The 13,819-nt window shown below is 68.4% G+C and carries 10 protein-coding genes, 3 tRNA genes and 1 pseudogene; 9 read left to right on the forward strand and 5 right to left on the reverse strand.

All coding sequences use genetic code 11. From position 1 onward, the window contains the following. Positions 1-100: 100 nt before the first annotated feature. The 3 genes and pseudogenes from OG395_RS34865 to OG395_RS34870 all read left to right on the forward strand — a co-directional run bounded on the left by OG395_RS34865 (position 101) and on the right by OG395_RS34870 (position 2,445). Positions 101-1,216 (forward strand): RNA polymerase sigma factor, encoded by a 1,116-nt coding sequence (locus OG395_RS34865; protein WP_376334382.1) that lies wholly within the window; start codon positions 101-103, stop codon positions 1,214-1,216. A gap of 187 nt (positions 1,217-1,403) precedes the next feature. Then, positions 1,404-1,688, forward strand: a pseudogene (locus OG395_RS58490) (helix-turn-helix domain-containing protein); the annotation flags it as partial. 100 nt (positions 1,689-1,788) lie between these two features. Next, entirely contained in the window at positions 1,789-2,445 is a 657-nt protein-coding gene (locus tag OG395_RS34870) for an IS630 family transposase (protein WP_327249553.1), read from the forward strand. 474 nt (positions 2,446-2,919) lie between these two features. Here the strand turns inward: OG395_RS34870 and OG395_RS34875 are convergent, their stop codons facing one another. From OG395_RS34875 to OG395_RS34890, 4 genes are all read right to left on the reverse strand, one after another. Next, positions 2,920-4,845, reverse strand: a complete 1,926-nt coding sequence (locus tag OG395_RS34875; protein ID WP_327246471.1) for an ABC transporter ATP-binding protein — start codon at positions 4,843-4,845, stop codon at positions 2,920-2,922. Beyond that, a complete protein-coding gene (locus OG395_RS34880) occupies positions 4,845-6,578 on the reverse strand; it encodes an ABC transporter ATP-binding protein (protein ID WP_327246472.1) in 1,734 nt (577 codons plus the stop codon). The genes OG395_RS34875 and OG395_RS34880 overlap by 1 nt, the downstream gene beginning before the upstream one ends. Positions 6,579-6,746: 168 nt before the next feature. Next, on the reverse strand, positions 6,747-8,192 hold the full coding sequence (locus OG395_RS34885; RefSeq protein ID WP_327246473.1) for an FGGY family carbohydrate kinase: 1,446 nt from the start codon (positions 8,190-8,192) through the stop codon (positions 6,747-6,749). Positions 8,193-8,252: 60 nt separating this feature from the next. Further along, positions 8,253-8,558, reverse strand: coding sequence for a YtxH domain-containing protein (locus OG395_RS34890; protein ID WP_266990748.1), 306 nt, complete (start codon positions 8,556-8,558; stop codon positions 8,253-8,255). Positions 8,559-8,750: 192 nt separating this feature from the next. On the opposite strand from OG395_RS34890, the gene OG395_RS34895 reads away from it, so the two are divergent. From OG395_RS34895 to OG395_RS34905, 3 genes are all read left to right on the forward strand, one after another. Then, positions 8,751-8,823, forward strand: a tRNA-Asn gene (locus tag OG395_RS34895). Between the two features lie 5 nt (positions 8,824-8,828). Continuing rightward, a tRNA-Asn gene (locus OG395_RS34900) sits at positions 8,829-8,901 on the forward strand. 222 nt (positions 8,902-9,123) lie between these two features. After that, positions 9,124-9,197: transfer RNA gene (locus OG395_RS34905), tRNA-Ile, on the forward strand. Between the two features lie 188 nt (positions 9,198-9,385). Here the strand turns inward: OG395_RS34905 and OG395_RS34910 are convergent. After that, on the reverse strand, positions 9,386-10,240 hold the full coding sequence (locus tag OG395_RS34910; RefSeq protein WP_327246474.1) for a hypothetical protein: 855 nt from the start codon (positions 10,238-10,240) through the stop codon (positions 9,386-9,388). 256 nt (positions 10,241-10,496) lie between these two features. On the opposite strand from OG395_RS34910, the gene OG395_RS34915 reads away from it, so the two are divergent. The 3 genes from OG395_RS34915 (at position 10,497) to OG395_RS34925 (ending at position 13,770) form a co-directional block, all read left to right on the forward strand. Next, positions 10,497-10,850, forward strand: coding sequence for a VOC family protein (locus tag OG395_RS34915; protein ID WP_327246475.1), 354 nt, complete (start codon positions 10,497-10,499; stop codon positions 10,848-10,850). Between the two features lie 722 nt (positions 10,851-11,572). Beyond that, positions 11,573-11,761, forward strand: a complete 189-nt coding sequence (locus OG395_RS34920; RefSeq protein WP_327246476.1) for a hypothetical protein — start codon at positions 11,573-11,575, stop codon at positions 11,759-11,761. A gap of 125 nt (positions 11,762-11,886) precedes the next feature. Further along, the gene (locus OG395_RS34925) at positions 11,887-13,770 is read left to right on the forward strand and encodes an ABC transporter ATP-binding protein (RefSeq protein ID WP_327246477.1); all 1,884 of its coding nucleotides are present in this window, start codon (positions 11,887-11,889) and stop codon (positions 13,768-13,770) included. Positions 13,771-13,819: the final 49 nt, after the last annotated feature.

The following is a 13,819-nucleotide window of genomic DNA, read 5'->3' on the forward strand; positions in this document are numbered from 1 at the left end:
CTGGATGGCGGTGCCTGAGTCATCGGAGCGCGGTCTGCCCACTGCACGGTGGGCCCCCCATCCCCCGCGGTCCGGCAGCGATCACCTGGAGGTCGCCCCCGTGCAGACCCGGACCGTGACCACAACCGAGCGTGTCTCGGCCGTCCCCGCGCAGAACCGGGCCATGCATCATCCGGAGGCCGCGGTGGATCCGCCGACACCCGAACCGCCCGAGCCGTCGGACATACCCGAAGCAGCCGACGTCATGGAGGAGCAGGCGGAGCTGCCCGAACCGCCGGAGCCGCGCGGGCGCCCCGACACCGGAGGCCCGTCCTCCGACCTCTTCCGCCAGTATCTGCGGGAGATCGGACGCATCCCGCTGCTCACCGCCGCCGACGAGGTGGAACTCGCCCGCCGCGTCGAAGCCGGTCTGTTCGCCGAGGAGCGGCTGGCGAGCACCCCGGACCCGGACTCCCGACTCGCCGTCGATCTGGACCGGTTGGTGGTCATGGGGCGGATGGCGAAGCGCCGTCTGATCGAGGCAAACCTGCGGCTCGTCGTCTCCGTCGCCAAACGTTACGTCGGCCGCGGGCTGACGATGCTCGATCTGGTCCAGGAGGGGAACCTCGGACTGATCAGGGCGGTCGAGAAGTTCGACTACGCCCGGGGCTACAAGTTCTCGACGTACGCGACCTGGTGGATCCGGCAGGCCATGTCCCGCGCCCTCGCCGACCAGGCGCGGACCATAAGGGTTCCGGTCCATGTCGTGGAGCTGATCAACCGCGTCGTCCGGATCCAGCGCCGGATGCTCCAGGAGCGCGGCTACGAGCCGACGCCCGAAGAGGTCGCCGCCCAGCTCGACCTGACGCCGGAACGGGTCGGTGAAGTGCTGCGGCTCGCCCAGGAACCCGTCTCGCTGCACGCACCGGTCGGCGAGGAGGACGACGTCGCGCTCGGCGACCTGATCGAGGACGGCGACGCGGCGTCCCCCGTGGAGTCCGCCGCGTTCCTGCTGCTGCGCGAGCACCTCGAAGCGGTGCTCTCCACCCTGAACGAGCGGGAGCGCAAGGTCGTCCAGTTGCGCTACGGGCTGGACGACGGCCGGCCCCGCACGCTTGAGGAGATAGGCCGGATCTTCGGCGTGACACGCGAGCGCATCCGCCAGATCGAATCCAAGACCCTCAACAAGCTGCGGGACCACGCCTTCGCCGACCAACTCCGCGGCTACCTCGACTAGTAGTGTGTCGCCGCTTAGTTATGGTGCACCTGACTGGGAGGTTGGTGTCTGGCAGGTTCCTTCCCCTTTGCCAGATAGGACTGTTGTCATGGGTTCGCAGAAGAAGCGGCCGGTCAGTTTGACCGCGCAGGATCGTGAGGATCTGGTCCGGGTGACCACGACAGGTGTTCGTGGGGCCTCGATGATCATGCGTGCGCGGGTGCTGCTTGCGCTGGACAGCTCGGTGGGTGAGGTGGACACCAAGGAGGTGATCGCGGCCCGGCTCGGCGTCTCCGGTGAGACGTTGCGGCTGGTCGCCAAGCGTTTCACCGAGACCGGTGGCGATGTGCACGCCACGATCGCGCGGAAGAGGCGCGACCTCCCGCCGGTGCCCTCGCCGGTGACCGGTGAGGTCGAAGCCCGGCTGATCGCGATGGCGTGCTCACAGCCACCCCAGGGCTATACCCGGTGGTCCCTGCGGCTGCTGGAGAAGCACGTCGCGCTGGTCGAGGACATCCCCGACCTGGACCACTCCACCATCGGGCGGGTCTTAAAAAACGGAACTGCGTCCTCACCTGAGAAAGTGCTGGACCATCCCGCCACGAGCGAACGCGGAGTTCGCGGCCCGGATGGAAGACGTGCTGGCCGTCTATGCCCGGCCCTACGATCCGGCACGTCCGGTGGTGTGCATGGACGAGAAGCCCTACCAACTCCTCGACCATGCCCGCGACCCGCTCCCGGCCCGCCCTGGTCACGACGCCTGCCAGGACAGCGAGTACATCCGCCGCGGCACGTGCTCAATCTTCGTGTGGGCCGAACCCCTGCGCGGATGGCGTCGAGTCCAGGCACTGTCCCAGCGGACCCGGATCGACTGGGCCGGCCAGGTCAAACAGTTACTGAGCGTGGACTACCCCGACGCCAAGGCCGTGGTGCTGGTGATGGACAACCTCAACACCCACGGCATCGCCTCACTGTACGAGGCATTCGAACCAGAAGAGGCCTTCGCACTGGCCCAACGCCTCGAGATCCACCACACGCCCAAACACGGGTCATGGCTCAACATCGCCGAGATCGAACTCTCCGCGCTGACCCGGCAATGCCTCGACCGCCGGATCAGCAACCTCGACAACCTCAACACCGAACTCTCAGCCTGGCAGAACGCCACCAACACCGACCAACGTCAGGTCGACTGGCAGTTCACCACCCACGACGCACGCATCAAACTGCGCCACCTCTATCCCAAAAATTAGCCGCGACGGTCTACTAGTGCCCCTCCCGGCAGGCTTTGCCCCCTCGCACCGCCCGGCACGCCCTCCCCCAAGGCCTTGAGGGCCAGGGGGACCCCCTTCCGCGTCGGCCAAAAGTCCTGGTGGCTCATTCCCCAAGCTCTCCACTCCGTTCGAGCAGGGGAGACCCCGTCCAAGGATTTCCGGCCGCCGTGCGATCGCACGCACCGGACGACGCTCCTCATGGGACACACATGGCCGGGCACGGCACCAGGCCCTCACATCATGCTGGGCTCGCGGGGTTCGGCACGCGCATCTGCGGGTTGTCGTGGGGAGACCCCATTCGCTCCGTGGCGGGCCGCTCCCTGATCCGGCCGGTTCTGTCGTCACACCGCCGCACGCCGCACGCCGCACGACGCCCGGCACACACGCACCGGACGCTGCGCGGCCGCCCTTCGGGCGACGACGGCAGTGTGACGACAGGACTTCCGCGAGGGATCAGTCGACCTCGGCGACCGCCTGCGCGAACTGCGCCGCGTACAGCCGGGCGTAGGCCCCCTGCGCCTCCAACAGCTCCTCGTGCGTGCCCTGTTCGACGATCGCCCCGTTCTCCATCACCAGGATGACGTCCGCGTCCCGGATGGTGGAGAGCCGGTGCGCGATCACAAAGCTCGTACGGCCGTGCGCCAGCCGTGCCATCGCCTTCTGGATCAGCACCTCGGTACGGGTGTCGACGGAGCTCGTCGCCTCGTCGAGCACCAGGATCACCGGGTCGGACAGGAACGCCCGCGCGATGGTGATCAGTTGCTTCTCACCCGCGCTGACCCCGGAGCCCTCGTCGTCGATCACCGTGTCGTAACCGTCCGGCAGGGTACGGATGAAGCGGTCGGCGTGGGCCGCCCTCGCCGCCTCCTCGATCTCCTCGCGGGTGACCTCGCGCGAAGCGCCGTACGCGATGTTGTCCGCGATCGAACCGCCGAACAGCCAGGTGTCCTGCAGGACCATGCCGATCCCCGACCGCAGCTCGTCGCGCGACATCTTCGCCACGTCGACCCCGTCGAGAGCGATCCGGCCGCCCGTCACCTCGTAGAAGCGCATGAGCAGGTTGACCAGCGTCGTCTTGCCGGCGCCGGTCGGGCCGACGATCGCGACCGTGTGGCCCGGCTCGACATTCAGCGACAGGTCCTCGATGAGCGGCTTGTTGGGGTCGTAGCGGAACGACACCTTCTCCAGCGAGACGCTGCCGAGCAGTTCCGCCGGACGCTCACCCGTCCTGGGGTCGGCGTCCTGCTCCTCGGCGTCCAGCAGTTCGAAGATCCGCTCGGCGGACGCGACGCCCGACTGCACCAGGTTCGCCATCGACGCGACCTGAGTCAGCGGCATCGAGAACTGTCGCGAGTACTGGATGAACGCCTGGACGTCACCGATCGACAGCGAACCCGACGCCACCCGCAGACCACCGACGACGGCGATCAGCACATAGTTCAGGTTCGACACGAACATCATCAGCGGCTGCATGATCCCGCTGTTGAACTGCGCCTTGAAGCTCGCCTCGTACAGCGCGTCGTTCTGCTCGGCGAAGTCCCTCGCGGACTCCTCCTGCCGTCCGAAGACCTTCACCAGGGTGTGCCCGGTGTACATCTCCTCGATATGGGCGTTGAGCTTGCCCGTCACCTTCCATTGCTGCACGAACTGCGGCTGCGACCGCTTGCCGACCCGGGTCGCCACGACCACCGACAGCGGGACCGTCACCAGCGCGACCAGCGCCAGCAGCGGCGAGATCCAGAACATCATGACCAGCACGCCGATGATGGTCAGCAGGGAGTTGATGAGCTGGCCCATCGTCTGCTGCATCGTCTGCGAGATGTTGTCGATGTCGTTGGTCGCCCGGCTGAGCACCTCGCCGCGCTTGGCCCGGTCGAAGTAGGACAGCGGCAGCCGGGACAGCTTCGTCTGGATGTCCTCGCGGATCTGGAACACGACCCGGTTGATCACCCGGATCGACAGCCGCGTCGACACCAGCATCAGCAGACCGGCACCGACGTAGATCGCCAGCGCTGTCAGCAGTACGTTCCCCACCGCACCGAAGTCGATGCCCTGCCCGGGGGTGAAGTCGACCCCGGAGAGCATGTCGGCGAGGCCGCTGCTGCTCTTGCGCAGGCCCTCGACGGCCTGCTCCTTGGTCGTTCCCTCGGGCATCCGCCGGCCGATGACGCCGGCGAACACCAGGTCGGTCGCCTTGCCGAGGATCTTCGGCCCGACGACCGAGAGCCCGACGCTCAGCGCACCGGCCGCCAGCATCACGTACAGCGTGGCCTTCTCCGTCGCGAAGCGCTTCAGCAGCCGCTTCGAGGACCCCTTGAAGTCCATGGACCGGTCGGTCGGCGCCCCGCCCGCCATCATGCGTCCGCCAGGACCGGCCATTACGCGGCCTCCGCTTCCGTCAGCTGGGAGAGCACGATCTCCCGGTAGGTCTCATTGCCGTCCATCAGCTCGTGATGGGTACCGGACCCGACGACCCGGCCCTCGTCGAGCACCAGGATCCGGTCCGCGTCACGGATGGTGGACACCCGCTGCGCCACTATCACCACGGTCGCCTCGGCCGTCTCCCGTGACAGTGCCCCGCGCAGCGCGGCATCCGTCGCGTAGTCGAGCGCGGAGAACGAGTCGTCGAAGAGATAGATCTCCGGCCGCTGCACCAGCGTTCTCGCGATCGCGAGCCGCTGCCGCTGCCCGCCGGAGACATTGGTGCCGCCCTGCGCGATCGGCGCGTGCAGCCCGTGCTCCAGCTTCTCGACGAACTCCTTGGCCTGCGCGACCTCCAGCGCGTGCCACAGCTCCTCGTCGGTCGCGTCCGGGTTTCCGTACCGCAGATTCGTCGCGACCGTCCCGGAGAACAGATACGGCTTCTGCGGAACCAGACTCACCGTCTTCGCCAGCAGTGCCGGCTCCAGCGTCCGTACGTCCGTGCCGTCGACCAGCACCTGGCCGTCCGTCACGTCGAGCAGCCGCGGTACGAGACCGAGCAGCGTCGACTTCCCACTACCCGTCGACCCGATGATCGCGGTCGTCTCGCCGGGCCGTGCCACCAGATCCACCGACCGCAGCACCGGCTCCTCGGCGCCCGGGTAGCGGAAGTCCACACCCCGCACCTCCAGATGACCGTGGGCGCGCAGCTCCCGCACCGGCTTGACCGGCGGCACGACGCTCGAATCGGTTTCCAGGACCTCCTGGATGCGCTCGGCGCACACCTCGGCGCGCGGCACCATCATGAACATGAAGGTGGCCATCATCACTGACATGACGATCTGCATCAGGTAGGAGAGGAACGCGGTCAGCGCACCGATCTGCATCCCGCCGCTGTCGATCCGGTGCGCACCGAACCAGACCACGGCGATCGACGACACGTTCACGACCGTCATCACGGTCGGGAACATCAGCGCCATCAGACGCCCGGTGGAGAGCGCCACATCGGTCAGCTCGGTGTTGGCGCCGCGGAACCGCTTCTCCTCGTACGGGTCCCGCACGAAGGCGCGGATGACCCGGTTGCCGGTGATCTGCTCACGCAGCACCCGGTTCACTGTGTCGAGCCGTTCCTGCATCGTGCGGAACAGCGGCCGCATCCGCCGCACGATGAGACCCACCGCGATGCCGAGGACCGGCACCACCGCGAGCAGCACCGCCGACAGCGGAACGTCCTGGCCGAGGGCCAGGATGATGCCGCCGACACACATGATCGGCGCCGAGACCATCATGGTGAATGTCATCAGGACCAGCATCTGGACCTGCTGGACGTCATTGGTCGTACGGGTGATCAGCGAGGGCGCCCCGAAGCGGCCGACCTCACGTGCCGAGAACGACTGAACCCGGTCGAAGACCGACGCCCGGACGTCCCGGCCGAGTGCGGCCGCGGTGCGCGCACCGTAGAAGACCGCCCCCATGTTGCAGACGACCTGGGCGATGGAGACGGCGATCATGATGCCGCCGTACTCCAGGATGTAGCCCGTGTCCCCCTCGACGACACCGTTGTCAATGATGTCGGCGTTGAGTGAGGGGAGATAGAGGGTGGCGCAGGTCTGCAGCAGCTGGAGCGCCACCAGCAGCACGATCGGTTTCTTGTACGGGCCGAGGTAGCCCCGCAGGAGTTTTATGAGCACGCGTGTCTCTCGGAGTCGGCAGAGGTCGGGAGTCGACTCATTTTCCGGCAAGGCCCGGTGCGACCGCGAACGTTTTTCCTCAAGCCCAGGTCAAGAACGAGACCCGGTCCACTCGCCGGAGACCGAATCTCCGACCGCGGACCGGTCTGGTGACCGAGAGCGCCCGGCTCAGAGCGCGGAGTCGAACGCCCCGGGGTGAAGCTGGTCCCGCGTGGCCATGTACTGCTGCCGCACCGCCTGGCCGACCGGCAGTTCCTCGCCCGGCTCCAGCACCTGCGCCGCCGCACCCTGCCAGGCCGGGGGAGTCCGAGGATCGAGTGTCCCCCGAGAGACCCCGAGCGCCCAGGCCGCCTGCCGGGCGGCGCCCAGCGCCGCGTACTCGGCCGGCTGCGGCACGACGACCTGTGTACCGAACAGCGCGGGGGCAAGGCCCTGTACGGCCGGCAGTTCGGCCGCAGCACCCAGCAGGAACACCCGACGCACCTCGACCCCACGGCCGCGCAGCACATCGAGCGCGTCGGCCAGCGAGCACAGCATCCCTTCGAACGCCGCCCGCGCCAGATGCTCCGGCTTCATCGACTCACGCCGCAGCCCGCTCAGCGTGCCCGCCGTGTGCGGCAGATGCGGGGTGCGCTCGCCCTCCAGGTAGGGCAGGAGCACGAGCCCGGAGGCGCCCGGCGTCGACTTCAGTGCCAGCGCGGACAGCTCCTCCAGGCTCTCCAGCCCCAGCATCTCGGCGGAGCCCCGCAGAGCACGCACCGCATTGAGTGTGTGCACGACCGGCAGATGCATCCCGGTGGCATCCGCGAACGACGTGATGATCCCGGTCGGATCGGACAGCGCCTCGTGGTGCACCGCCATCACCGAGCCGGAGGCTCCGAGCGACACGACCGCGTCGCCGACCCCCACCCCGAGCCCGAACGCCGCCGCCATCGTCTCGCCGGTCCCGGCCGAGATCAGCAGCCCCTCAGGTGTCGTCCCGGCCGTATCGGAGGGACCGAGCACCTCCGGCAGCGCCGCCTGCCGTCCGAGTGCGAGCTCCACCAGATCGGGCCGGTACGAACCGGTCCCGGCCGACCAGTACCCCGTCCCGGACGCGGCACCGCGATCGGTGGTCCGCCGGCTCGGCCGGCCCAGCAGCTGCCACACCAGCCAGTCATGCGGCTGAAGCACCGCGGCGACCCGCTGCGCCGCATCCGGCTCGCTCCGCGCCAGCCACCGCAGCTTCGACACCGGCTGCGCGGCCTGCGGGACAGCCCCGACCGCCTCGGCCCAGGCCTGCCGCCCGCCGAGCCCGTCGACCAGATCGGCCGCGGCGACCTGCGCCCGCTTGTCATTGCCGAGCAGCGCCGGACGGACGAGATTGCCCTGCTGGTCCAGCGGCACCAGACCGTGCTGCTGCGCGGAGACCCCGATGGCTTGCACACCTTCGAGCAGCCCGCCGGTGGCCGCCTCACCGAGTGAGAGCAGCCACGCCTGCGGGTCCACCTCGGTGGCCTTCGCCTCGACGGGATGTGCGGCGTACCCCTGCCGGAGTACGGCACCCGTGTCCGCGTCGCAGACGACGATGTGTGTAAAGGTCGAGGAACTGTCCAAGCCGGCGACTATGCCCATGGGGAGATTCTGCCGCACCGCCGGACCGTTCCCGTACGGGAGGAGGACCTGCCGGCCCGGTCACGTGTTGCTGGTGCCCCAGTCGTCCTCGATGCCCTGCCCCTGGCCGCGCTCCCGCAGCGACCGCACCCGCTCGGCCACCGAGGCGGGCACCTTCTCCCCTACTTTGTCGCTCACCGCGTGGTACGCCTTGCCGGCGAACTCGCGGCCGCTCTGTGCCGCGGACTCGGCACTGTTGCGCACGGCCGGATTCTGGGCGAACTGGCGTGCGGACTTCTTCAGCTGCTCGTAGCGCTCGCGTCCGGCCCGTGTGCCGAGTACGTAACCGAGGGCCAGTCCGGCGATGAACGTGAGCCGGTACCGCATGGTTGCCACCCTTCTCCTGCTCCGTGGTTGCTCCGTGCGACGTGTGCTGCCCGCCTACCCGTCGGCACCCGAGATCACCCCGGGCGATACCGATTGGCGGAGCACCCCCCTGCTTGCGCTAATGTATGTGTCGCAGCGAACGCGCGCCGCCCGGCAGCAGCCAGGCAGGTAAGGTTCGGTGCAACGCAGCAATCCCCTGTAGCTCAATTGGCAGAGCAGCCGGCTGTTAACCGGCAGGTTACTGGTTCGAGTCCAGTCGGGGGAGCGCGATCCCCTGTAGCTCAATTGGCAGAGCATTCGGCTGTTAACCGGAGGGTTACTGGTTCGAGTCCAGTCGGGGGAGCGGAACGGAAGAGGGCCCTTCGGGGTCCTTTTTCGCGTGCCGGATCGGAGCCTGCGTCGGCCCGGCACGGACTCTTTCGCGTCTGATTTCCGCTGTTCGGAACCGGGCAGCGGCCGACTCTGGCTTCATGGTCATGCGAAGCCGACCATCCGGAGCGAGAGATCGTATGACCGGCTATGCTGCGGCAGACGGCGCGCACACGTGTACGCGCCACGCCGAAAAGGGGCGGTAGCTCAGCCGGTTAGAGCAGCGGACTCATAATCCGTCGGCCGTGGGTTCGAGTCCCACCCGCCCCACGCCCACTGTTCCTGGCGGAAACGTTTGACCTGGAACAACGCATAGGCCCCCGTGTCAGCGGGGGCCTCTTCGTGTCCCTCGTCATCGCTCGCTCGCCCCATGCTTGCCCGAAGTGTTGACGGAGTGAGTGAGGCGCGCCGGTGGCTTCCCTCGAACAGCGGGTCGCACGGCGCGCTTTGCCCCTGCTCTACAGAAGACACACGTCCGGAAGCAGTGGGAGGTGGAGGTCGATGAGACCGTCACACTCGTCCGGCTTCTGAGGCGCTGTCGGCTCCATCGTCGGCTTCGGTGTGGGAGGTGGCGGCGTCGTGGTGGGGGACGTGCTCGGGCCGGGCGCGGTGGTCCCGACCGGGCCGGGTGCAGCCGTGTTGCTCGGGACAGGGGTGCCCTCGGCGGGCTCGACCCGGTCCTCGTCGCCGGAGGTGGGTGTACCACTGGTCCCAGGGGAGGGCTCCCCCTCGGTGGAGGCCACCGACTGGCCCTCGCCGGAGGCCGCCGACTGGGGGCCGGAGAAGGGGCGCGCGTCACTGTCGTCATGGGTGACGGCTGTGCCGTCCCCCTCTTCGGCGGGGCTGCGCTCCGCGTCTTGACCGTCCCCCTTCTTGTCCTGGCCGGCGCCCGGGACGGGACCGGGGGCAGTGGCGGGCGGTGCGGCGTTGGCCGTTTGGGGTGTGCCCCCGCCCGACGTCAGGACGAGCGCGCCGGCGACGGCGACGGAGGCGGCGGTCACCGTCATGGCGGCCGCGCGATGTCCCCTCCAGACAGACCGGGTCCGGTCACCGAAGGAGGCGGGAAAGGCGGGCGCGCCGCCGCCGATGCGGAGCGCAAGGTGCAGCTTGCGGCGGGTCGGCTCCGGCTGCTCCGCGGCGTCATCGGCAGGCAGGACGGCCGTTCGGCCAAGCGTGATTGCTGCAATCCTCTGCGCGGCCACCTCTGCGCGCAGCAGGGTGACGATCTCTTGATTCCTCCGGTGCGCCTTGTGGAGGAGGAATGCCGCCAGGACGACGGCCCCCAGGATCCCGGCCAGCAAAACCTCTGCCACAGCTGCCCTCTCAAGACACTGAATGGTGACCTTGAGTGCATACTCGTGTGCCCACGGTAACTCTTTCCGGGGATGTTTGAATCCGTGACCTTTCCGTGACCGGGGTCGCCCGGTCCCGGCCTCGTCCTTCCGGGCGGGGCCCGGTTCTGCCGGGCGAGCCCAGTCCCCGCTCATGCGATGGAGCGCGTCAGCCCCAGGGGGTGGAGCCGCCGGCTCCGATAATGCTGCGAGCAACGATTGACCCGCGGAGAGCGACATGATCAATGGTGCGCACGTCATCATCTGCAGCCGGGACGCGGAGGCCGATCGAGCCTTCATCCGTGACACGCTCGGTTTCCCGAGTGTGGACGCGGGCGGCGGTTGGCTGATCTTCGAACTGCCTCCCGCTGAGGTCGCCGTCCGTCCGGCCGGTGGAGGGCCGAAGCGCGAGCTCTATCTGATGTGTGACGACATCGAGTCCCAGCTCGGTGAGCTCGCTGCCAAGGGCGTGGAGGTCACGCGGCCGCCAAGCGATCGGAGGTGGGGGATCCTCGCCGGAATCCGGCTGCCCGGCGGAGCGGAACTCATGCTCTACGAGCCCCGTCATCCGGTTGCCCGCGGCCTCCATTGACACCGGGCACGCGACATCACGCGTTCAATCTCGGTAACCCCGAACAAGCGACTGCCCCGGCGGCCGGGTGACTGGTCGCCGGGGCGGTGCCGTCCGTGCGCTCGGTCGGTTCGCGGCCGGCGCCGCGCCCTGGGTGGTGGGGACCTTGAAGTCGTCCCGACTCCTCGATGCGGGTTTCCGGCGCTCGATGCGCTCCCGCACCGGCTGCGCTGCGGTGAAGTCCGGTCGAATGGTGATGCATTGCCCGCGCGAACCGCGTCGTGATGCCGATACGGCGATACGGTCCGGGAGCCCAGGACCTGCGCCGACGGGGATGCAGTCGGAGCCCCGTTGCCTTTTGGGTCGTCAAGAACCCTGTGTGCAAGCCAGGTTGGCGTGGATCGCGGTGTGTGCCCCAAGAGGCAGTGAATATGCCAAATGAATATGCGAATGGCATATGCATACTTCGGTCAGGTGTGCAGGTGCTCAGTCGGGTGCCGGTCGCCGCGGCGAGGCGCCGTCAGGGCGGTTGAGTGAGGGCCCTGTACGGCCCGCCGGTGGGCCGCGTATAGGAGGGGTACCGAAGTGCCACGCCCCGCAATCCCTTGGGGATACTGGGCATTCCGTAGGTTCCGCTCGAATCATCCTTTGCCCGACTTGTTGGCAGTTGGGGGTCGTCGTAATGTCGTAGTTGCCGCAGTCAGGAACAAGGAGCGGCACATCAACCTCGTAAGGAGCCGAAGATGAACGCACGTAGCATCTTCCGTGGCGGATGCGGTGGCTGGGGATACGGCGGATACGGCCGTGGCGGATACGGGCGCGGCGGTTTCGGCCGTGGCGGATACGGCCGCGGATTCGGATACGGCGGATTCGGACGCGGCGGCTTCGGCCGCGGCGGATTCGGCGGCGGATTCGGACGCGGCGGGTACTGACCGTACATCCCCAGCCCAACTGCTTCGAGGCTGGCCCGCGCTCCCGCGCGGGTCCGCCTCGAAGTGTTGGGGCCTGCGTCTATGGCGACGGACCATAGCCCGAGCACCCCTGTGACGTGACGCCCATGAGCCTCCGCAGCTCACCCCGGCATGCAGCCCGCCCTGACGAGCCGACTCAGTACTCGGCGACTGATGTGCCGATCCGCACCGAGCCCATCAGTATCGCCGTCTCGTTCCGGCGCTTCTGGCCACTGACGCGAGGCGACCGGCGCTGGATCGTCCTGATCTGTCTGTTCGCCGTCATGGCCGCGATCGCCGAGACCGTGACGATCCTGCTCTTTGCCCAACTCACCGACAAGGCCCTGCAGACAGGCTCCGTCAGCGCCTTCTGGAAGCCTGCCGGTCAATGGTTCGCCGTCGCCGCCCTCGGTGCGGTGGTGGGGTATCTGGGCAGTTCGCTCGCGGCCTGGACCGCCGAACGCTTTGTACTGCGGCTACGGGCGCGGGTCTTCTCGCGTCTCCAGACGTTGCCGCCGCACTTCTTCCAGCGCAACCGCCGCGGTGACCTGGTGGAACGACTGACCGGCGACGTGGAAGCCATCGAGCAGCTCGTGGTCTCCGGCATCGTCGGGGTGGCCTCGGCCCTCTTCAGCACGATCTTCTTCTCCGCCGCCGCCCTGTGGCTGCGCTGGGATCTGGCCCTCGCCACCTTTGTCCTGGTCCCGCTCTTCTTCGTCATGACCCGCATGTTCACGGGGCGTCTGCGTGAGGTGTCCCGTCGAGGACGCGCAGCGGACGGTGCCATCACGGCAGTGGTCGAGGAGACGCTGGTCAACGTAGTTCTGACCCAGGCGTACAACAGGCAGCGGGACGAGGAGGAACGGCTCCAGGACAAGGCGCGAAAGCGGCTGAAGGCGGCGGTGTCCGGCGTCCGCCTCACCGCGCTCTACGCCCAGGTCGTGGAGGTCCTCGAAACGCTCTGCATCCTGACGATCATCGGTCTGGGCACGTGGGAGATCGCCGCGGGAAGGATGACGCTCGGACAGCTCCTGGCCTTCGCCGCCTTCATCGGCTACCTCTATCCGCCGGTGCGCTCGTTGGGCCAGATCGGCCTGACGGCCACCGCTGCGACCGCCGCTGCCGAGCGGCTGCTGGAGATCCTCGACGCCCGGCCCGCCGTCACCGACCCGGCCGATTCGGTGCCCGTGCCCGTCCGCAGCCGCGCATTCGGCAAGGTGGAAGCACGCCAGGTCTCCTTCCGCTACCCCGGCAACAGCGAGCCGGTTCTCCGTGACCTCTCCTTCACCGCGAGCCCCGGGGAACTGCTGGTCATCACCGGCCCCAGCGGCGCGGGCAAGTCGACCCTCGCGTCCCTGCTGTTGAGGTTCTACGACCCCGACTCCGGCAGCATCCGACTGGACGGCGTGTCCGTGGACCGGCTGCCGCTCACCCACCTCCGCCGGAACATCACGCTCCTGCCCCAGGACACGCTCGTCCTGCACGACACCATCGAGGAGAACATCGGCTGCGGACGTGACGACACAACCCACCGTGACGTCGTGGATGCCGCACGGGCAGCCGACGCCGACGAGTTCATCCGGGCCCTTCCGGACGGCTACAGCACCGTCATTTCCCCCGGAACCGCCCGCCTCTCGGGAGGCCAGTTGCAGCGCGTCGCCATTGCCCGCGCCATGCTGCGTGACGCGCCCGTTCTGCTTCTCGACGAGCCCACCACGGGGCTCGACACCGTGGCCGCTCAGCGCATCCTCGGACCGCTGCGGCGCCTCGCCGAAGGACGGACCACCATCGTGATCACGCACGACCTGGCCCTGGCCGCGGACGCCGACCGCATTCTGGTGCTGGACGAGGGCCGGCTGGTGGAGTCGGGTACGCATGCGCAACTCCTCGATCGGAGCGGTCTGTACGCCACCCTGTTCTCCGCCCATCCCCCGGCGCGGAACGGCGTCGCCCGCCCTCCTGCCGAACCGTCGGAAGTTCCCTGGCAATGAGCGAGTGAGCCCCGGCGGGCCGGTCCCCGCCGGACGGCAGGCCCTGGCT

This window comes from Streptomyces sp. NBC_01320, from assembly GCF_035974375.1.
Lineage (GTDB): Bacteria > Actinomycetota > Actinomycetes > Streptomycetales > Streptomycetaceae > Streptomyces > Streptomyces yanii.